The following is a 19,610-nucleotide window of genomic DNA, read 5'->3' as shown; positions in this document are numbered from 1 at the left end:
TGCCTGCCGCACCGCCGTCACCCGCCGCTGGAGCCGGAGCAGCCGAAGCCGCCGCGGTTGACGGCCGCGCTGTGACTGAAGGTTCCGGAGTCGGCGTACCGGCCGTTGACGTCGGAGCCGTAGTACCACCGGCCGTCGACCGGCTTCTGGCCCTTGCCCGCGGTGCCCTTGCCGGACGACGAGCCGCCGCCGGTGCCGCCCGTGCTGCCGGTGCCGCCGGAACCGCTCCTGCCGGTGCAGGACTTGGAGTCGACGACGCGGTAGCCCTTGACGGCGTCGTAGCTGTTCTTGTCCACGCAGCGCTTGTCCGGCTCCGAGCCGCAGGAGGTCAGCGCCGCCGCGAGCGCCCCCATACCGCCGAGGATCACCGTGCTCGACCGCAGCCGCCGCCGGGCTTTCGTCTGCTCTGCCATCCCTGTCTTCCCCCGTACATCCGTGGCAACAGTTTTCAGCCAGGCCAGCCTAAAGGCCACCCAGCGGCAGGCCGCAACGGGCCCGTGGAGGGGGCCGCGCCTACAGTCGATGTGTGCTGCTTGGGATGATCTGTGCGCTCGGTTCGGCGGTCTGCTTCGGTACGGCCTCGGTACTCCAGGCGGTGGCGGCCCGCGCCACCGCCCCCGGAACCGGCTCCGGTCCGGGGGTGGACCCCAGACTGCTGCTGCGCGTCCTCGGCCAGTGGCGCTACCTGCTCGGCCTGGCGCTCGACGGCTGCGGCTTCCTCCTGGAGCTGGTGGCGCTGCGTTCCCTGCCGATCTACGCGGTGGGCGCGGCCCTGGCCGCCAGCCTCGCCGTGACCGCGGTCGTCGCCGTACCGCTGCTCCACGTGCGGCTCAGCCGGGCCGAGTGGGCCGCCGTGGCGGTGGTGTGCGGCGGGCTGGCCATGCTGGGGCTCGCCTCCGGTGCGGAGGGCAGCGGTACGGGTTCGACCGCGCTGCGCTTCGGTGTGCTGGCCGTCGCGCTGGCGATCCTGGCGTCGGGGGCGCTGGCCGGGCGGCTGCCCGACCGGGCGCGGGCGGCGGTGCTGGGGCTCGGCGCCGGGTTCGGCTTCGGTGTCGTGGAGGTCGCCGTGCGCCTGGTCCCCGACCTGTCGCCGGCGTCGCTGGTGTCCAATCCGGCCACGTACGCCCTGCTCGTGGGCGGCGGCGCGGCGTTCCTGCTGCTGACCTCGGCCCTCCAGCGCGGTTCGGTGACGGCGGCCACGGCGGGCATGGTGATCGGCGAGACGCTGGGGCCCGCGCTGGTCGGCGTCGTCTGGCTCGGCGACCGTACGCGCGCCGGGCTGGCGCCGCTGGGCTTCGCCGGGTTCGCCCTGGCGGTGCTGGGCGCACTCGCGCTGGCCCGCTTCGGCGAGGCGCCGGAGGTGCCGGAGCCGGCCGGCGCGACGGCCGGGGAACCGGCCGCGAGCGGTCTACGGCGCGGGCGGGAGCACCCGTAGCAGCGCCTCCAGCGCCCCCGCGAACGCGTGGTCCGGCGGCCTGCCGTACGTCACGACCAGGCCGTCGCGCGGCACCCCGCCGCCCCCTCCCGTGGCCGCGTGGTGCGCGAAGGTGCTCAGGCCCTCCAGTGCGAGGCCCTGCCAGCGGGCGGCCTGGACGACGGACTGCTCGGTGCCGGGCGGCAGTTCGAGGACGACGTGCAGGCCCGCCGCGATACCGCTGACCCGGATGTGCGGCGCCTGTTCGGCCAGCGCGGTGACGAGCTGGTCGCGCCGCCTCCGGTAGCGCAGCCGCATACCGCGTACGTGCCGGTCGTACGCGCCGGACGCGACGAACTCGGCGAGGGTCAGCTGCTCCAGCGCGCCGGTCTGCCACTCCCCGGTGCTCTTGAGGGCGAGCACCGGGTCCACGAGGTGGTCGGGCAGCACCATCCAGGCCAGCCGCAGCGCCGGGGCGAGGCTCTTGCTCGCGGTGCCGAGGTAGACGACCCGGTCGGGGTCGAGCCCTTGCAGCGCCCCGACGGGCTGCCGGTCGTACCGGAACTCGCCGTCGTAGTCGTCCTCCAGCACCAGCCCGCCGCTGGAGCGCGCCCAGTCGACGACGGCGGCGCGGCGGTCCGGGTGCAGCGGTACGCCGGTGGGGAACTGGTGCGCCGGGGTGAGCAGGGCCGCCCGTACGCCCGGCAGGTCGGCCAGCCGTTCCGTGTCCGCGCCGCGCCCGTCGACCGGGACCGGGGTGGCGCGCAGCCCGGCGCGGTCCAGTACGTCGCGGTGGAAGGGGAGGCCGTACGCCTCGGTGCCGACCGCGCGGACACCCGAGTCGCGCAGGACGCGGGCGACCAGGCCGAGGCCCTGCATGAAGCCCGTGCAGACGAGGACGCGCTCCGGGTCGGTGCGTACGCCGCGGGCGCGGGCCAGGTAGTCGGCGAGCACGATCCGCAGTTCCGGGCGGCCGAGCGACGGGCTGTAGCCGAACGCGTCGTTGGGGGCGGCGGTGAGCGCGCGCCGGGCGGCGGCCAGCCAGGCGGTGCGGGGGAACCCGGAGACGTCGGGGGTGCCGGGACGCAGGTCGTAGCGCGGGCGGTCGGGCACCCGGGCGGGGGCGGCGCGCCGGACCGGGGGCGCGGGGCGCGGCGGCACGGAGCGGCGGGCGACGCGGGTGCCGGAGCCCTGCCGGGCGCTGAGCCAGCCCTCGGCGACCAGCTCGGCGTACGCGTCGGCGACGGTGTTGCGGGCGATGCCGAGGTCGGCGGCGAGCGTGCGGGAGGAGGGCAGCCGGGTGCCGGGGGCCAGGCGCCCGGTGCGGACGGCGTCGCGCAGGGCCCGCATCAGGGAGGCGCGCAGTCCGCCGGACCCGGCGAGGTCCAGGTGCAGGTCGCGGCCGAAAGTGGCCCAGGAATCGTCCATACGAATGGACCATACCCGTGCGCCAATGGCGGCGTAGCGTCACTGTCATGACGACGAACCCCCAGCACGGGCACCATCCGCCGCGGATCGCCATCGCGCGTAACGCGCCCGAGGTCTACAAGGCGATGGTCGCGCTCGACGCGGCGGCCAAGAAGGGCCTGGACCCGGCGCTGGTCCACCTGGTGAAGATCCGCGCCTCGCAGGTCAACCACTGCGCCTTCTGCATCGACATGCACATCAAGGAAGCCCGCAAGGAGGGCGAGACGGAGGAGCGCATCTACCTCCTCAACGCCTGGGAGGAGGCCGGCGCCCACTACTCCGCGAAGGAGCAGGCCGCCTTCGCCCTGACCGAGGCCGTCACCGTCCTGACCGACGGCTTCGTACCGGACGCGGTGTACGAGCGCGCCGCCGCCCACTTCGACGAGCCCGAACTCGCCCAGCTCATCGCCCTCATCACGACCATCAACGCGTGGAACCGCTTCGGCGTGACCACCCGCATGACCCCCGGACAGGCATGATGACGACCACCGCCGAAACCGCCCGCCTCAACTTCTACAAGCTCGCTCCGAGCGTCTACCAGCCCCTGCTGAACGCGCACATCGCCGCGAAGAAGGGCTTGGGCGACGACGTCCTGGCCGAACTGGTCCTGATCCGCGCCTCGCAGATCAACCACTGCGCTTTCTGCCTCGACATGCACGTCAAGGACGCGCAGAAGGCCGGAGTGTCCGAGGAGCGCATCTACCTCCTCAACGCCTGGGAGGAGGCCACCGGCCACTACACCGCCAAGGAACAGGCCGCCCTCGCCCTCACCGAAGCCGTCACCGTCCTGACCGACGGCTTCGTACCGGACGCGGTGTACGAGCGCGCCGCCGCCCACTTCGACGAGCCCGAACTCGCCCACCTGATCGCCCTGATCACCACCATCAACATGTGGAACCGCATCAACGTCGCGGTCCGCCAGCCCATCGGGAGCGGGTCGTGACCGCTGCGGCCCTGCGCGCCCTGCACCACGGCCGGGCGGCGGGCGACCCGCTCGTCCTGCCGGGCCCGTGGGACGCGGAGAGCGCGCGGATCTTCGCGGCGGCGGGCTTCCCTGCTCTGGCGACGCCGAGCGCGGGGGTCGCGGCGTCGCTGGGGTACGCGGACGGGAGCACGCCGCCGGACGAGATGTTCGCGGCGGTCGCCCGGATCGTACGGGCCGTGGACGTGCCGGTGACCGCGGACCTGGAGGCGGGGTACGGCCTGCCCGCGAAGGAGCTGGTGGAACGTATCGCCGCCACCGGCGCGGTGGGCTGCAACATCGAGGATAGCGAGCAGGGACAGCTCACCGGTGTCGAGCGGCAGGCCGACCGGCTCGCGGAGATCCGCGCCGCGGCGGGCGACGCGCTGGTGATCAATGCCCGTACCGACGTGTTCCTGCGCGGCGCGGACGGCGGGACGGACCTGGCGGCACAGGTGGCGGAGGCGGTACGCCGCGGGCTGCGGTACGCCGCCGCGGGCGCCGACTGCGTCTACCCGATCCTCGCGCCGCCGGAGGCCCTGCGGGAACTGGCGGACCGTATCGGGCTGCCGGTCAACGCCATCGCCGTACCGGGCGGCCCCTCTCCCCGCGAACTCGGCGCGCTGGGCGCGTCCCGGATCACCTTCGGAGGCGGGCTGCACCGGCGGGCGATGGACTCGGTACGGGCGACGGCGGAGGCGCTCTTTAACGACTGACCTGCCGTACGGGGGTGGTGACGGTCTGCGCCACCACCCCCGCCCGGTCACTACTGCTTCTTCTGCGCGCCCTTCTCCGTGCTCTTCTCCGGGCCCTTCTGCGCGCCCTTCTGCGTGGCGGCGACGATCTCCGCCAGAGCCGCCACGACGTCGGCCTCGGACGCCTCCTTGGTGATGCCGAGGCCGCTCAGCAGGCCCTTGCCGTCCTCCAGTTCCAGCAGCGCGAGCAGGATGTGCTCGGTGCCGACATAGTTGTGCCCCAGGCGCAGGGCCTCACGGAAGGTGAGTTCCAGCGCCTTCTTCGCCTGCGCGTCGAACGGGATCAGCGCGGGCATCTCCCCGGCTGCGGCCGGCAGCGACTCGACCACACGCTGCCGCACGACGTCCAGCGTCACGCCCTGCGCCACGATCGCCCGCGCCGCGAGGCCGTCCGGCTCGGCCAGCAGGCCGAGCACCAGGTGCAGGGTGCCGATCTGGTCGTTGCCCGCCGCGTGGGCCTCGTTCTGCGAGGTCACCACCACGTTCCGGGCGCGCTCCGTGTACCGGCTGAACCCCTGGCTGGGGTCGAGGTCGGACGCCTCGCCTGGCGTCTTGGGCACGAACCGCTTCTGGGCCGCCTGCTTGGTGACGCCCATGCTCTTGCCGATGTCCGTCCAGGAGGCGCCCGAGCGGCGGGCCTGGTCCACGAAGTGGCCGATCAGGTGGTCGGCGACCTCGCCGAGGTGCTCGGCGGCGAGCACCGCGTCGGTCAGCTGGTCCAGCGCGTCGGGGTGGACCTTCTTGATGGCCTCGATCAGGTCGTCGAGGCGGATCGGAGGAGTGCTTCCGGTGGGTTGCGTCATGCGTCAACCGTAAGTTGACGCCTCCCAGAACGTCAACCCCAGGTTGACGATCTACCTCTCCTGGCATTGCTAGAGCAGCCGCTCTACTATTGGCCGCGATGCGTACCGTCAACCCCGAAGAGCACGCCCGCAAGCGGGCCCACATCCTCGGCGCCGCCGCCGCGGAGTTCGCCGCGCACGGCGTCGACGGCACGTCCACCGCGCGCATCTGCCGCGCCGCCGGCATCGGTTCGGGCACCCTCTTCCACTACTTCGCCACCAAGCGCGACATCTTCCACGCGCTGTTCAGCGACGACCTGCCGCGCAACGCCGCGGCCTGCGCCCGCGCCCTCGCCCAGGACCGGCCGGACGACGGCATCCGCCTCCTCGTGGACCACCTGCTCACCGACCTCGCCGACCCGCTCGTGCCGGGACTCGCGGCGGCCGTCGTCTTCCAGGTCAACCGGGACGAGGAATTCGCCCGGCTGATCATGACCGACACCGCCCAGGTACGCACCGCCCTGGAAACCCTGACGGCACGCCTCGCCACGGCAGGGCGCCCCCTCCCCTTCCCGCCCGAACGGGTCGCCGGCTGGATCCAGGGACTGCTGGACGCCGCCTACCTCTCCGCCGGGGAACCGGACTTCGACCCCGCCACGCACGCGGCCGAGCTACGGCGCATCATCACCTGGCTGACCGGCGGCGACGCGCCCGGCGGCCCGCATCCGTCCCGCACCGCTCCAGAGGGAGAACCGTCCCCATGACCTCCGACAACCCGGCGTCCAGGTCTTCGCTGTCCAAGACTCCGCCACCGTCCTCCGCCCCGACCACCGTCGGCCCCACCACCGGCGAACGCGCCCTGCTGTGGGCCGGTTTCCCCGTACTGGGAGCGGTGGCGCTGTGGCTGGTCAGCAGGGCGGCGGCCTGGGTGGCGTCGCTCCCCTGGGCGCCCATGCAGGGCGTGTTCAAGCTGGTCGCGTCCGCACCCGAACCGCTGCTGTCGATCGGCGCCCTGGTCGTCGGTGTCCTCGCCGGCCTGGCCATCGCATTCTTCGCCGAACGTGAGTACGTGACCGCCGACATCGGCCCGGACCAGGCCGTCCTGACCGTCGACGGCGTCACCCGTACGGTGCCGCGCGCGGCCACCGCCGCGGTCTTCCAGGACGGCAAGAACCTGGTACTCCTCGGCCACGACTCCGCCGAACTGGCGCGGCTGCACGGCGACTTCGACGCAAAGCGCTTCGCGGCCGCCTTCGAACAGCACGGCTACCCGTGGCACCCCGACGGCGACCCGTACGCCGCCGACTTCCGCCGCTGGGTCGCCGCACAACCCGGCCTGCCCGCCGGCGCCCACGCCCTGTTCAAGGCCCGCGCACACGCACTGAACAAGGGCGAGAAGCAAGACGCCGAACAGCTCAGGACGGAGCTGGCCGAGCTGGGCGTCATCGTCCGGGAGGACAAGCACAAGGCCCAACACTGGCGCCCCACCCGCCCCACGACCGACGACTGACGGCACACCGCCAAACGTCAGCGCGCTCCACCATCAATGGCGTGCGCGAGAACGGAGCACATCTCGGCACTGGTCGGCCGGATACGGACGGGGCCCTGGCCACGCGTGTCCAAGGCCCCGTCGTTTAGGCGAACTTGCGGCTGATCCCGTCGAAGACGCGCTTCGCTTCCGCGCCCAGGTGCGGGCCCGCCAGCCAGGTGTGGTTCAGGGAGCCGATCGAGCTGTTGGAGACCAGGTACGTGCGGCCGCCCTGGGTGGTGAACCAGCCGCCGCCGGAGGTGCCGCCGGTCATCGTGCAGCCGATGCGGAACATGGCGGGCGTGCCCTGGGCCATGGTGAGGCGGCCGGGGCGGGACGGGCAGTTCATCATGCGGGCGCCGTCGTACGGGGGCGCGGCCGGGTAGCCGAAGGCCTGGAGGCCGCTGATGCGGTCGGCCGAGGGGGCGCCGAACCATACCGGGAGTGCCGCGCCGACGGTCTCCTGGAGCGACTTGCCGCCGCCCCGCTCCGGCTTCACGTGCAGTACGGCGAAGTCGTACGCGGAGCCGGCGTTGCCGGACTTGGTGCTGCCCATGTCGATCCACTCGCCGGAAGTGGTGACCCAGTCGGCCCACCAGACGCCGTACGGCGCGACCTCCTGGGCCGGGGCGCGGCCGACCTGGCTCATCGGCAGGCCCTGGTCGTTGTAGGACGGCACGAAGACGATGTTGCGCATCCAGCCGCCGCTCTTGCCGGTGTGCACGCAGTGGCCCGCGGTCCAGACCAGGTTCGACTTGCCCGGATGAGCCGGGTCCTCGACGACCGTGCCGGAGCAGACCATCGGGCCCTGCGGGCTGTCGAACATGATCTTTCCGATGGGCGCCATGTGCTGGTGGTACGGGCGCTCCACCTGCCGGGCCTGGACCGGGCGCGGTTCCGGGTCGGTGCCGCCCGCGTCGCCGGCGCTCTGGGTGGTGACGTCCGGGGTGGTCTTCGCCTCGGCCATCCGCGACGGGTTCCACAGGTCCTTGATGATCGGGTTGGCGAACTCGGACGCCTTGCGGGACCACTGGTCCCAGTCCTTCCAGCCGCCCTTCTCCCACTTCTTGAGGTCGTCCAGGTTCTTGGGCAGGCCGTCCGGCAGGTCGGGGCCGCCCGCGTCGCCCTTCTGCCCGGCGGACGCCGAACTTCCCGGCGCGGCGGCTTTGTCGTCGGCCGGGCCGCAGGCGGTGGCGGCGGTGAGCAGCGTGACCACCGCGGCGGCGGCCGCGGCGGTACGACGTATGGCAGACATGGAGCGGTTTCCCCCAGGTGCGTCCGGAGATGCGTCATTTATTGACATGCCCCCGGCCGGGGGCGCATCTACTATGCCTGTGCGACACGTCCGGTAACCGACGAGGGGTTGCATTCGCCGTGGAACCTTTTCCGGAACATGACCTGCGGACGCCGCGGTTGCGGCTGCGGTGGCTCGCCGAAGCGGACGCGCCGCACATCGTCGCGCTGGACGGCGATCCGGAAGTGGTGCGCTTTCTCGGCGACGGAAAGCCCGTGCCGCGTGCCGAGGTTCTCGAAAAGACCATGCCGGTCCTGCTCGCCCGGCAAGGGGACCGCGGGGAACTCGGCTACCGGGCCGCCGAGGACGCGGCCACCGGGGAATTCGTCGGCTGGTTCGAACTCACCCCGACGAACCGGGGAATTCCCGGCGAAGTAGAGCTCGGTTACCGGCTGTGCCGCTCCGCCTGGGGCCGGGGTTACGCCACCGAAGGGGCCCGTGCGCTGGTTCGTGCGGCGTTCGCCGAATACGGCGTACGGCGCGTGATGGCCACCACCATGGCGGTCAACGCCGCGTCCCGGCGCGTCATGGAAAAAGCGGGCCTGCGGTACGTACGTACCTATTTCGAGGAATGGCCCGACCCCATCCCGGGATCGGAACACGGTGAGGTGGAATACGCGCTGGAGCGGGCCGACTGGCGGCCCTGACCGGCTGCGGCGGCGGGGGCGGATGCGCACCTGGAAAGTGCTTCTTTCCGCATGCCCGCGTTGAGGGCGGCGCGGGGCGGTCAGTCAGCCGCCCGGTACGCGCCGAGGTGGGAGCGGTGTCGGTCCACGATTCCCTCGACGATTTTCATCAGTCGGTCTCCCGTCTGATCGATGCTTCCGTTCTGTGTGCTGACCTGCGCCCCTTCGAGTACGAAGGTGATCTCGGCCGCGGCCTGTCCGGGGTCGGACATCCGGGCTTCGGTGCACATGCCGATCAGCCTGCGGGTCTGGTGGGCCTTGTGCTCCTCGATCACTTGCCGTGCCGGATGAAGGCGGTCGGGCAGCTCGGCGAGGGAGTTGATGAACGGGCAGCCCCTGTATGAGATCGCCGGCAGCCCCTCGGCGATGAAGCGGGCCAGGCCCAGAATCTGTTCCTCGGGCCGGTCGGGGTATTCGGATTCCACGCGGTCGAAGGCCGCCTGATAGTCCGCGGCGACGATCCGCAGCCACTCCGCGACCAGCGCGTCCTTGGTCTCGAAGTGCCGGTAGATCGCCATCTTGGTGGTCTCGGCCTTGTCGGCGATCGCCTGAACCCCTACCTGCCGGATCCCTTCCCTCTGGAAGAGCTCTTCGGCCGCGTCGAGAATGCGCTCACGAGGCGGCAGCTTCGCCACTCTGCTCGGCCTGCTGAGGGTCGATGCCATGACTACTCCGTCACTCCGGTCACTCCGGTCGATCGTGCGGTTCACAACCTCTCTCACGGTACCAGCGCGTCACCTTCGATACCGTACGGTATCGTTCGGCACTTGCGGGTATCGTTCTTGGCAGGGAGTGGCAGTGAGAGTTTCTGAGTACGTGAGCTTCGACGCGGTCGGGCTGGCGGAGCTGGTGACCAAGGGCGAGGTGCTCCCCGCCGAACTGGAGGCAGCCGCGCGCGAGGCTGCACAGGCAGTCGATGCGCGGATCAACGCCGTCGTGGAGACCTGGCCGACCGACGACGAACCGGTCCCCGGCAGCACACCACTGGCCGGCGTCCCTTTTCTGATCAAAGACATCGCGGTGGCCATGGCCGGGAGGCGGATGGAGCTGGGAAGCCGCCTGGCGGCCGGTAACGTCGCCGGCGCCGACTCCTCGCTGATGCGGCGCTTCCGGCGCGCGGGCCTCGTGACGTTCGGGCGCACCGCGACACCGGAGATGGCCTATGGCATCTCGACGGAATCAGCGTTGTACGGCGCGACCCGCAACCCGTGGGACCCGGAGCGCAGCGCGGGCGGATCCAGTGGAGGCGCGGCCGCCGCTGTCGCCGCCGGAGTGGTCCCGGTCGCCCATGGCACCGACGCCGCCGGATCGCTCCGTATCCCCGCCGCCTACAACGGCCTCTTCGGGATCAAGCCCACCCGTGGCCGGGTCTCCATGGGCCCCGACGTCGACGAGGTCTTCAACGGCCTGGCCGTGCACGGCAGCGTCAGCCGCACCGTACGCGACAGTGCGGTACTGCTCGACCAGATACGCGGCCCGGAATCGGGCGACCCCTACTTCGCCCAGCAGCCGTCCCGGCCGTACGCGCAGGAAGTCACCCGTCATCCGGGCTCGTTGCGGATCGGTGTCCTCACCCAGGCGTGGGGCGGACGCCGTACCACCGCACCGGTGACCGACGCCCTCTCCCGCACCGTGCGGTTGCTCGAATCCCTCGGCCACCAGGTGGAGGAGGCCGAGGCCGGCCTCGGCGCCGACTGGGAGGAATTCGTCCTGGCCAACGCCCGGCTCATGACGGTGAACCTCACCACCCTGGTCGACGCACTGGCCGCCGCCTTCGACCGTCCCGTCGACTCCTCGACCCTTGAGCCGGCGACCCTCGCCGGCTACCACTACGGGCAGCGGGTCGGCGGCGCGCAATTCCTCACCGCTCTGGCGATGCGGAACCGGGTGGCCCGAAGCCTGGCGCGGTACTTCGACGAGTACGACATCCTCCTCACGCCGACCCTGCCGGAGCCTCCCGTGCTCCTGGGCACCCATACCGAGGGTGCGGAGACACTGGACGGTCTCGGCTGGATCGAGCGCATCAATGACCTGTCGCCGTTCACCATGCCGTTCAATGTGGCGGGCACGCCCGCCATGTCCGTACCTGTGACGGCCGACGCCGGAACGGGGCTCCCGGTCGGTATGCAGTTCGCCGCCGGATACGGCCTTGAAAGCCGGCTCTTCCGCCTCGCCGGCCAACTCGAACAGGCAAGTCCGTGGTCGGGCCGAACCCCCACGGTATGGGCAGGAAACCACCCAGGCAGCTGAAGAACAGGGGCGCTCAGTGCGCCAGCCCGGCCTGGTGTGCCAGGAGTGCCGCCTGTACCCGGCTCTCCGTTTCGGTCTTGTCGAGGATGCGCCCGACGTGCGTCTTGACCATGCCGAGGCCGATCTCCAGGCGGCGCCCGATCTCCAGGTTCGACAGGCCCTCGCCGAGCATCGCCAGCACCTCCCGCTCCCGGTCGGTCAGCGCGGCGAGCCGCTCGTCGGGGTTGCGGCCGCCTGCGGGACCGATCCGGCCGCTGCCCTGGAGCATCCGCTTGACGACATGGCCGGTGACGCCGGGCGAGAGCACCGCGTCGCCGGCCGCGGCTGCCCGTACGGCGCTGATCAGCTCCTGCGGCCCCTCGTCCTTGAGGAGGAAGCCGCTGGCGCCGGCCTGGAGGGCGCGGGTGACGTTCTCCTCGTCGCCGAAGGTGGTGAGCATGACGACCTGCGGCTTGGGGTCGAGCGCGACGAGCTGCCCGATGGCGGCAAGGCCGTCGAGCACCGGCATCCGGATGTCGACGAGGGCGACGTCCACGGGCTGCCGCGCGGCCAGGTCGACCGCCTCGGCGCCGTTGGCGGCCTCCGCGACGACGTCGATGTCCTCGGCGTGCCGCAGGATGAGGCGGACACCGTGCCGGATCATCTCCTCGTCGTCGGCGATCAGGACCCGGATGGCGGGGCGGGTCCCGGCGGCGGGGGTGGCGTCGGCGGTCATGGACCCTCCGTCGTATCAGTCGGTCCGGGCGCAACCGGCACCCAGAACTTGTCAATATCGGTCAGGACGTCGCCGCGGAAACAGTAGCGGCTGAGTTCGATCCGCCCGTTCTCCGGATCGTCGGAGGTGTACGGGAAAAGGCACTCCGCGCCCGGCGGCCTGGGCGGCTCGTGGCCCCTGGCCGCGGCGCGGGCCAGGACGCTGTCGTACAGGAAGGCGGACTCGACGTCGTGCCGGGTCATGCCGACGTGGATGCTCTGCTCGGAGATCGGCTCCGGCTCGCGGGAACTCTGTACCAGTTCCAGTCCCAGCGCCAGCATCGTCCCCACGCCCACCAGCCCGAGGACGCCGGTCGCGAGGCCGGGCAGGTGGCGCAGTACGCCGGGCAGCGCGCCGGGCTGGCGCCCCTCGGCGGCCAGGAGGGCGGGTGGCACGTACGGTTGCCCGGCGCCGGACGCCGACGGGGCGGCCGGGTGCGCGGGGACCGTCGCCTGCACCAGGAACCCGCCGACGCCGGTGGGCTCCGCCCGCAGCTCGCCACCGAGCAGGCCGACCCGCTCGCGCAGTCCGGTCAGCCCGCGGCCGGTGCCGAGTCCGGTGGTGACTTCCGGCAGCTTCGGGGGCGCGCCGTTGCGCACCGTGACCCGTACCCGGTCGGCGGTGTGTTCCACGGTCAGCTCGACGGACGCGCCGGCCGCGTACCGGTGGACGTTGGTGAGGGACTCGCGGACGACGCGGTGCACCGCGCGCCGGACCCGCGGCTCCAGCCCGTCCAGGTCGGCGCCCTGCCAGCGGACGGAGACGCGGATGCCCGCGGCCCGGGACTCCTCGGCCAGCGCCGCGATGTCGGAGCGGGTGCCGGTGGCGTCGGTGAGCGCCTGGGTGCCGGTGTCGCGGCCCAGCGGTCCGAGGACGCCGAGGACGCCGCGCAGTTCGTTCATGGCGTCCCGGGTGGCCGCCCGTACCTGGGCGGCCTCCTCCTGGAGCTCGGGCGCCTTCGAGGCGAGCGCCATCTCCAGGCCGCCGCTGCGCAGCGAGATCAGGCTGAGCCGGTGGCCCACCAGGTCGTGCATCTCGGCGGCGATACGGGAGCGCTCCTCGACGCGGGACGCGCTGTCGACCAGCCGCCGGGCCTCCTCGGCTGCGGCGGCCCGCTCCCGCAGGGCCACCAGCAGGCGTTCCTGCTGCCCGCGCGAGCTGCCGACCAGGCCAGGGACGAGGATGCCGACGCCGCCGACCACGGCGCCCTGGGCGAAGCCGAAGCGCCAGCTCTCGTAGCCCGTGCCCACCGTGCCGACGATGGCGGTGAGCAGGGGGATGACCGTCGCGGTGAGGAGGACGACGGTACGGCGGCGGGGGTCGTCGATGCGCCGGATGGCGTCGTAGGCGACGAGGGCGGTCAGCATCCCGACCACCGGCAGGGCCCCGGCGAACGCGGCGAGGACGAGCAGGATGGTGACGGGAAAGCGCCGGCGAACGGGCAGCAGCAGGGCCGCGACGGCACACAGGGCGATTTTCTTCTCGGCCGGCAGCAGTTCGAAGTATCCGAAAGAGTAAGGGCCGAGGAGGCCGAGATAGCCGAATCCCGCGGCCACCTCCAGAAGGAAGAGCAGGCGGCGCCTCTTGCGCCGGCGCGACCGGTCGGCGTCGTACGGCGGGGCCGTCGGCGGCGGCGTGAAAGGCATGCCCCCGATTATCCGTACGCCGGTACCGGAACCGCTGCACCTTGAGGAGGAGGAAAAGCCGGGCGGGTCTGCCCGAAGACATACCCGCCCGGCTCTCATCCGGAAGCGCCGGCCGCGATTACTTCTTCGGCAGCCACTTCTTCCAGACCTCCGGGTGCTTCGCCACCCAGCGCTTGCCCGCCTCGTCGGCGGACAGCCCGTCGGAGGCGATCATCTCGGAGACCTCGTTCTGGTTTTCCTTCGTCCAGTGGAAGTTCTTCAGGAACACCGCGGCCTCGGAGCCGCCTTTGGCGAAGTCGGTGTTGAAGAACTTCTGGAGCGGCGTCGTCGGATAGGCGCAGTCGACCGTCGACGGGTCCTTCGCGCCCTTTTCCGCGCAGGCGTCGGTGTATTCGGGGAGTTTGACCTCCACCATCGGCACCTGGTTGAACAGCCACTGCGGCTCGTACCAGTACGTCAGGAACGGCTTCTTCTGCTTGGCGAACTGCTGGATCTGGGTGATCTGCGCCGCCTCGGAGCCCGCGAAGACGACCTCGTAGTCCAGCTTGAGGTTCTTCACCAGCGCCTTGTCGTTGGTGACGTAGGACGGCGAGCCGTCCATCAGCTGGCCCTTGCTGCCGCTCTCGGAGGTGCGGAGCTGGTCGGCGTACTTGTTGAGGTTCTTCCAGTCGGTCACGTCCGGGTGCTGGTCGGCCCAGTACTTGGGGACCCACCACCCGATGTGTCCGGTGACGCCGTTGCCGCCGCCCGCCGTGATCGTCTTCTTGTCCTTGACGTAACGCTTCTCCTGGTCCGGGTGGCCCCAGTCCTCCAGGATCGCGTCCACCCGGCCCTGGCTGAGCGCGTCCCAGGCCGGGATCTCGTCCACCTGGACGGTGTCGACGTGGTAGTCCAGCTCGTGTTCGAGCAGGTACTTGGCCACCGCGACGTTGGCCTGCGCGCCGACCCAGGTCTGCACGGACAGGGTGACGGACTTGGCGCCGCCCGCCGCCTGGAAGGGCGAGCCCTGCTTGGTCATGTCGGCCTTGCCGCAGCCGGAGAGGGCGAGCAGTGCCGCCCCCGCCAGCGCGGCGGCCCCGGCAACGCGTATACGGGTACGGGACATGGTTACGCTCCCTTCCCCGCGGTGCGGCGCTGCGTCGGCTGGGTGACCCGGTCGAGCATCAGGCCGAGGCAGACGATGGCCACGCCCGCGACGAGGCCGAGGGCCAGGTCGCCGGTGGCGAGACCGGTGACGACGTCGTAGCCGAGCGCGCCGCCGCCCACCAGGCCGCCGATGATGACGACCGCGAGGACGAGGACGACGCCCTGGTTGACGGCCAGCAGCAGTGCGGGCCTGGCCAGCGGGAGCTGCACCTGCCGCAGGGTCTGCCAGCGGGTGGCGCCCAGCGAGCGGGCGGACTCCATCGCGGCCGGGTCGACCTGCCGCAGGCCCTGGGTGGTGATGCGGATGACCGCGGGCAGCGCGTACACGACGGCTGCGGCAGCGGCCGGGGCGCGGCCCACGGCGAACAGCGCGACCACCGGGATCAGGTACACGAACTGCGGCATGGTCTGCATGACGTCCAGGACCGGGCGCAGGATCGCCTCCAGGCGCTTGCTGCCCGCGGCGAGGATGCCGACGCCGAAGCCCAGCACCAGGGTCACCACGAGCGCGGCGAGGACCTGGGAGAGGGTGTTCATGGACGGCTTCCAGACGCCGAGGACGCCGATGGCGGCCATCGCGAGCGTCGCGGTCAGCGCGGTGCGCCAGGTGCCGATCAGCCAGGCCAGCGCGGCGACGATGAGCAGCGCGCCCCACCAGGGCAGCGCCGTCAGGCCGTCGCGCAGCGGGTCCAGGACCCAGGAGGTGAAGTGCGCGGCCCAGTCGGCGGTGCCGCCGACGACGGGGACCCCGGAGTAGAGGTGGTCGACCATCCACTCCTTGAAGTCGTTGACCGGGCGGGCGATGGCCACCGTCCAGCCGGAGGGCCAGATGGTGGAGCCGGCCAGCCGTCCCGCGACGGTGACGACGGCGGTGACGACGGCGATGCCGGCCCAGGCGCGCCGGCCGCGCAGCAGCTTCGGGCCGCGGGTCGCCGGGTCGGCGCCCATCCGCTCGCCGGCGGCGGCGGTCGTCCGGTCCATGACGATGGCGAGCAGCACGATCGGCACGGCGGCGGCGAGCGCGGCGCCGACGTCCACCGAGGCGAGGGCCTGGTAGACGCGGTCACCGAGACCGGCCGCGCCGATCATGGAGGCGATGACGGCCATGGACAGCGCCATCATGATCGTCTGGTTGAGGCCGAGCAGCAGTTCCTTGCGGGCCAGCGGCAGGCGGGCGGTCAGCAGCCGCTGCCGGCCGGTCGCGCCGAGCGAGGAGACGGCCTCCAGCACGCCGGGGTCCGCGCCGCGCAGGCCGAGCGCGGTCAGCCGGGCCATCGGCGGGGCCGCGTACACGACGGTGGCCAGCAGCGCCGCGGGCACGCCGATGCCGAAGACCAGCACGACGGGCAGCAGGTACGCGAAGGCCGGCAGCACCTGCATGGTGTCCAGCACCGGCCGCAGGATCTTGAACAGCCGCTCGGAGAGGCCGCCCGCGAGTCCCAGCAGCGCGCCCACGACGACCGAGGCGACGACCGCCACGATCATCAGGGCGAGGGTCTGCATGGTCGGCAGCCACATGTCCAGGACGCCGCTGACGGCGAACGAGATCAGCGCGGTCGCGGCGATGCGGACGCCCGCGACGCGCCAGGCGACGAGGGTGACCCCCGCGGTGACGCCGGTCCAGCCGAGCAGCAGCAGAAGCTGGTAGACGGCGCGTACGGAGATCACGACGGCGTTGCTGAGGTGGCCGAGGAAGTACACGAACAGCGGGTGGCTGTCGCGGTTGTCGATGATCCAGTCGCTGGTTCTGCCGAGCGGTCCTGTCAGGTCGACGGTCAGGTCGCTCGGCCAGGTGCCGCTGGACCACTTGGCGTGGGCGAGCGGGACGAGGACCGCGGCGGCGACGGCGAGGATGAGGATCTTGCGGAGGCCGCGGCTCTGGAGGGCGGTCCGCAGGGCGCCCGGCTCGTCGGGCGCGGCGGTGGTGCTTGCGGTGGGGGTGGCGGCCGTCATGCGCGCCCCCGCTTCACCGTGCCGGCCGGCACCTGCATCGCCGCGGCGCGCTGGGCCTCGTGCCAGCGGTGCCGTACGGCGGCGCGGAACCGGCTCGCCAGGGAGTGGACTACAGGGACTGGCCGGGTACGGAACCCGTCCCGGGTCGGCGGCTGGAGCCTCCGCACCTGGGCGGGGGCGACCCGCACGGGCCGCCGGGTCGGCGGCCAACCGGCCGCTATCGCGGCGGCGTTGGCGGTACTGGAATGCGCGGACATCAGGCGGCCACCTCGCCGGCGTCTATCCGGGCGACGACGTTCAGCAGACAGGTGCTGTCCACGATGCCCAGGCAGCGCTTGCCGTCCATGACGCGGGCCGCGCCGCCGGAGCGGGCGACGGCCTCGATCGCGTCGGAGACCAGGGTGTCCGGCGCGAGCGCGGCACCCTCCTCCGTCTCGCCGGCCTCGGCCGGGCGCATGGCGCGCCGTACGGTCAGCACCTGTTCGCGCGGCACGTCCTGGACGAAGTCGCGGACGTACTCGTCGGCCGGGGAGCCCACGATCTCCTCGGGGGTGCCGAGTTGAACGATTCTTCCGTCGCGCATCAGGGCGATCCGGTCACCGATACGCAGCGCCTCGGCGAGGTCGTGCGTGATGAAGACCATCGTGCGGCCCTCGTCCTCGTGCAGCCGGACGACCTCTTCCTGCATGTCCCGCCGGATCAGCGGGTCGAGCGCGCTGAACGGCTCGTCGAACAGCAGGACTTCGGGGTCCACGGCGAGCGCGCGGGCGAGCCCGACGCGCTGCTGCTGGCCGCCGGACAGCTGTCCGGGTCGGCGGTTCTCCAGCCCCGCGAGGCCGACCTTCTCCACCATCTCGGCGGCGCGCTCGCGGCGTTCGGCGCGGGGCACGCCCTGGATCTCCAGGCCGTACGCGACGTTGTCGATCACCGAACGGTGCGGGAGCAGGCCGAAGTGCTGGAAGACCATGGCGGCGCGGCGGCGGCGCAGCTCGCGCAGCTGCGTCTTGTCCATGGCGCGGACGTCCTCGCCGTCCATGTCCAGGCCGCCGCTGGTCGGCTCGATGAGCCGGGTCAGACAGCGCACCAGGGTGGACTTGCCGGAGCCCGACAGGCCCATGACGACGAAGACCTCGCCCTTGTGGACGTCGAAGCTGACGTCGCGGACGGCGGCCGTGCAGCCGGTCCGCTCGCGCAGGTCGCGCGCGGACAGGCCGGTCAGCTCGGCGTCGTCCGGGACGCGTTCGGCCTTCGGGCCGAAGACCTTCCACAGGTTGCGGACGGAGAACACGACGTCCCGGGGGTCCCGGGCGTCCTCGGCCGCCAGGTTGTCGGCGGCCTTGCGGGGCTGGGGTATACCGGCTTCGGGGGCGGTGGCGGCCATCACGCACCACCTCCCTGGGTCGGGGAGTCAACCAGCAGCTCGGCTGCCTTCTCCCCCACCATCAGCACGCCGATCATCGGGTTCACGGCGGGCATCGTCGGGAAGACCGACGCGTCGGCGATCCGGATGCCGGACAGGCCGCGGATCTTCAGCTCGGGGTCGACGACCGCCGTCTTGTCGTCCTTGGCGCCCATCTTGCAGGTGCCGGCCGGGTGGTACACGGTGTGCGCCGCCTTGCGGACCAGCTCGCTGATCTGCTCGTCGTCGGTCACGTCCGGACCGGGGAAGACCTCGCGCTTGAGCCACTTCTTGAACGGCTCGGCCTCGGCGACCTTGCGGGCCAGCTTGATGCCGTCCACGAGGGTCTTGCCGTCGTAGTCGCCCTCGTCCTCGAAGTACTTGAAGTCGAGCGCGGGCTTGACCTCGGGGTCGGCGGAGGTGAGGTAGAGCCGGCCGCGCGCCCGGGACTTGGGGATGTTCGGCGTCATCGACACGCCGTGCTCGGGGCGTTCGTAGCCCAGTCGCTCCGGGTTGTCGGTGAACGGGATCTGGTAGAAGTGGAACATCAGGTCCGGGCCCTTGTGGTCCGGGTCCCGCTTCACGAACAGGCCCGCGTCGGAGTCCATCGCGGAGTTGTCCGGCAGCGGCCCGTTGGTCTCCCAGACGATCACCGACTCCGGGTGGTCGATCAGGTTCTCGCCGACGCCCGGCAGGTCGAGCTTGCACTCGATGCCCAGCGCTTCCAGGTCCTGCTTCGGGCCGATGCCCGAGTGCATCAGCAGCCGCGGGGTGTCCACCGCGCCGGCGCACACCAGCACCTCGCGCGCGGCCTCGACGTACACCTCCTCGCCGTCCTTGGTACGGACGTGGACGCCCTTGGCGGTGGTGCCGTCCAGCTCCAGCTTGGTCGCCCAGGTCTCCAGCATCAGCGTGAGGTTGGGGCGGTCGCCGGCCTCCATGTGCGGGTGCAGGTACGCGACCGAGGCGGAGGAGCGCTTGTTGTTCTCCGGGTGGTACGACAGGTCGAAGAACCCGACGCCCTCCTCGAACGGCTGGTCGTTGAAGCCGACGACCTCGGGCACGCCCAGGGCGGTCTTGGTGGCCTCGATCCAGTCGGTGGCGATCTGGTTCTGGTCCTTCTTGGCCACCCGCACGATGTTGTTGCGCAGCTTGCCGAAGTAGGGGTCCATGTCCTTGGCGCCCCAGCCGGTGGCGCCCGCCGCCTCCCACTCGTCCCAGTCGGACGGCAGCGGCTTGAAGGAGATCAGGGTGTTGTGCGACGAGCAGCCGCCCAGCACCTTGGCGCGGCTGTGCAGGATGTGCGAGTTGCCGCGGGGCTGTTCGGTGGTCGTGTACTCGTAGTCCAGGTCGCCGCCGAGCAGGCCGAGCCACTTGCGCAGCGTCAGCACGTCCTCGCGGTCGATGTCGGACGGGCCGCCTTCGATGACGGCGACGCTGACGTCCGGGTCCTCGGTGAGCCGGGAGGCGATCACCGATCCGGCGGTCCCACCGCCGACGATCACGTAGTCGTACACGGGCATGAGGTGGCACTCCTTCTGCAAAGTTCGTGCGTGCGTGGTGCGGTGAACAGAC

The 19,610-nt window shown here is 71.8% G+C and carries 20 protein-coding genes; 8 read left to right on the top strand and 12 right to left on the bottom strand.

Annotated elements, in window-relative coordinates; all coding sequences use genetic code 11:
• Positions 1-17: 17 nt before the first annotated feature.
• A complete protein-coding gene (locus ACH4OW_RS15855; protein ID WP_398028114.1) occupies positions 18-413 on the bottom strand; it encodes a hypothetical protein in 396 nt (131 codons plus the stop codon).
• Between the two features lie 125 nt (positions 414-538).
• Here ACH4OW_RS15855 and ACH4OW_RS15850 point away from each other — a divergent pair, with 125 nt between their 5' ends.
• Positions 539-1,435, top strand: a complete 897-nt coding sequence (locus ACH4OW_RS15850) for a hypothetical protein (protein ID WP_360136472.1) — start codon at positions 539-541, stop codon at positions 1,433-1,435.
• Here the strand turns inward: ACH4OW_RS15850 and ACH4OW_RS15845 are convergent.
• Positions 1,409-2,842 carry a PLP-dependent aminotransferase family protein gene (locus ACH4OW_RS15845; protein WP_398028112.1) on the bottom strand — a complete coding sequence of 478 codons (1,434 nt, stop codon included), beginning with the start codon at positions 2,840-2,842 and terminating at the stop codon, positions 1,409-1,411. The two genes, ACH4OW_RS15850 and ACH4OW_RS15845, sit on opposite strands and share 27 nt — an antisense overlap.
• Positions 2,843-2,889: 47 nt before the next feature.
• Here ACH4OW_RS15845 and ACH4OW_RS15840 point away from each other — a divergent pair, with 47 nt between their 5' ends.
• From ACH4OW_RS15840 to ACH4OW_RS15830, 3 genes are read left to right on the top strand one after another with little or no spacing between them, the layout of a single operon-like run.
• Entirely contained in the window at positions 2,890-3,360 is a 471-nt protein-coding gene (locus ACH4OW_RS15840; protein WP_398028110.1) for a carboxymuconolactone decarboxylase family protein, read from the top strand.
• A complete protein-coding gene (locus ACH4OW_RS15835) occupies positions 3,357-3,824 on the top strand; it encodes a carboxymuconolactone decarboxylase family protein (RefSeq protein ID WP_398028108.1) in 468 nt (155 codons plus the stop codon). Before ACH4OW_RS15840 ends, ACH4OW_RS15835 begins: the two co-directional genes overlap by 4 nt.
• Entirely contained in the window at positions 3,821-4,558 is a 738-nt protein-coding gene (locus ACH4OW_RS15830; RefSeq protein WP_398028106.1) for an isocitrate lyase/phosphoenolpyruvate mutase family protein, read from the top strand. Before ACH4OW_RS15835 ends, ACH4OW_RS15830 begins: the two co-directional genes overlap by 4 nt.
• Positions 4,559-4,608: 50 nt before the next feature.
• Here ACH4OW_RS15830 and ACH4OW_RS15825 read toward each other — a convergent pair whose 3' ends face one another.
• Entirely contained in the window at positions 4,609-5,400 is a 792-nt protein-coding gene (locus tag ACH4OW_RS15825; RefSeq protein ID WP_398028104.1) for a Clp protease N-terminal domain-containing protein, read from the bottom strand.
• A 98-nt stretch (positions 5,401-5,498) separates the two neighbouring features.
• On the opposite strand from ACH4OW_RS15825, the gene ACH4OW_RS15820 reads away from it, so the two are divergent.
• Together ACH4OW_RS15820 and ACH4OW_RS15815 are read left to right on the top strand one after the other, a co-directional pair.
• Positions 5,499-6,143 carry a TetR/AcrR family transcriptional regulator gene (locus ACH4OW_RS15820; protein ID WP_398028102.1) on the top strand — a complete coding sequence of 215 codons (645 nt, stop codon included), beginning with the start codon at positions 5,499-5,501 and terminating at the stop codon, positions 6,141-6,143.
• Entirely contained in the window at positions 6,140-6,889 is a 750-nt protein-coding gene (locus ACH4OW_RS15815; RefSeq protein WP_398028100.1) for a hypothetical protein, read from the top strand. Before ACH4OW_RS15820 ends, ACH4OW_RS15815 begins: the two co-directional genes overlap by 4 nt.
• Positions 6,890-7,013: 124 nt before the next feature.
• Here the strand turns inward: ACH4OW_RS15815 and ACH4OW_RS15810 are convergent, their stop codons facing one another.
• Entirely contained in the window at positions 7,014-8,162 is a 1,149-nt protein-coding gene (locus ACH4OW_RS15810) for a trypsin-like serine peptidase (RefSeq protein ID WP_398028098.1), read from the bottom strand.
• Between the two features lie 119 nt (positions 8,163-8,281).
• Between ACH4OW_RS15810 and ACH4OW_RS15805 the strand changes: the two genes are divergently transcribed.
• Positions 8,282-8,848 carry a GNAT family N-acetyltransferase gene (locus ACH4OW_RS15805; RefSeq protein ID WP_398028096.1) on the top strand — a complete coding sequence of 189 codons (567 nt, stop codon included), beginning with the start codon at positions 8,282-8,284 and terminating at the stop codon, positions 8,846-8,848.
• Between the two features lie 80 nt (positions 8,849-8,928).
• Here ACH4OW_RS15805 and ACH4OW_RS15800 read toward each other — a convergent pair whose 3' ends face one another.
• On the bottom strand, positions 8,929-9,552 hold the full coding sequence (locus ACH4OW_RS15800) for a helix-turn-helix domain-containing protein (RefSeq protein ID WP_360136427.1): 624 nt from the start codon (positions 9,550-9,552) through the stop codon (positions 8,929-8,931).
• A 133-nt stretch (positions 9,553-9,685) separates the two neighbouring features.
• Here ACH4OW_RS15800 and ACH4OW_RS15795 point away from each other — a divergent pair, with 133 nt between their 5' ends.
• Positions 9,686-11,137, top strand: a complete 1,452-nt coding sequence (locus ACH4OW_RS15795) for an amidase (RefSeq protein WP_398028094.1) — start codon at positions 9,686-9,688, stop codon at positions 11,135-11,137.
• Between the two features lie 13 nt (positions 11,138-11,150).
• On the opposite strand, the gene ACH4OW_RS15790 is transcribed toward ACH4OW_RS15795, so the two are convergent.
• From ACH4OW_RS15790 to ACH4OW_RS15760, 7 genes are all read right to left on the bottom strand, one after another.
• Positions 11,151-11,852 carry a response regulator gene (locus ACH4OW_RS15790; RefSeq protein WP_398028092.1) on the bottom strand — a complete coding sequence of 234 codons (702 nt, stop codon included), beginning with the start codon at positions 11,850-11,852 and terminating at the stop codon, positions 11,151-11,153.
• The gene (locus tag ACH4OW_RS15785; protein WP_398028090.1) at positions 11,849-13,537 is read right to left on the bottom strand and encodes a sensor histidine kinase; all 1,689 of its coding nucleotides are present in this window, start codon (positions 13,535-13,537) and stop codon (positions 11,849-11,851) included. The genes ACH4OW_RS15790 and ACH4OW_RS15785 overlap by 4 nt, the downstream gene beginning before the upstream one ends.
• Before the next feature lie 118 nt (positions 13,538-13,655).
• Complete coding sequence (locus tag ACH4OW_RS15780) at positions 13,656-14,642, bottom strand: ABC transporter substrate-binding protein (RefSeq protein ID WP_398028088.1); 987 nt, start codon at positions 14,640-14,642, stop codon at positions 13,656-13,658.
• Between the two features lie 2 nt (positions 14,643-14,644).
• Positions 14,645-16,636: an ABC transporter permease subunit gene (locus ACH4OW_RS15775; RefSeq protein WP_360136436.1), complete on the bottom strand. Its 1,992-nt coding sequence runs from the start codon at positions 16,634-16,636 to the stop codon at positions 14,645-14,647.
• Positions 16,633-16,893: a hypothetical protein gene (locus ACH4OW_RS15770; RefSeq protein ID WP_398028085.1), complete on the bottom strand. Its 261-nt coding sequence runs from the start codon at positions 16,891-16,893 to the stop codon at positions 16,633-16,635. The genes ACH4OW_RS15775 and ACH4OW_RS15770 overlap by 4 nt, the downstream gene beginning before the upstream one ends.
• Positions 16,893-18,017, bottom strand: a complete 1,125-nt coding sequence (locus tag ACH4OW_RS15765) for a glycine betaine/L-proline ABC transporter ATP-binding protein (RefSeq protein WP_398028083.1) — start codon at positions 18,015-18,017, stop codon at positions 16,893-16,895. The genes ACH4OW_RS15770 and ACH4OW_RS15765 overlap by 1 nt, the downstream gene beginning before the upstream one ends.
• Complete coding sequence (locus ACH4OW_RS15760; RefSeq protein WP_398028081.1) at positions 18,017-19,558, bottom strand: GMC family oxidoreductase; 1,542 nt, start codon at positions 19,556-19,558, stop codon at positions 18,017-18,019. Before ACH4OW_RS15760 ends, ACH4OW_RS15765 begins: the two co-directional genes overlap by 1 nt.
• Between the last annotated feature and the right edge of the window lie 52 nt (positions 19,559-19,610).

This window comes from Streptomyces sp. NPDC017056 (assembly GCF_044332485.1).
Classification (GTDB): Bacteria; Actinomycetota; Actinomycetes; order Streptomycetales; family Streptomycetaceae; genus Streptomyces.
The sequence above is the reverse complement of the archived record's forward strand: the minus strand, read 5'-3'. Positions and strand labels throughout refer to the sequence as shown.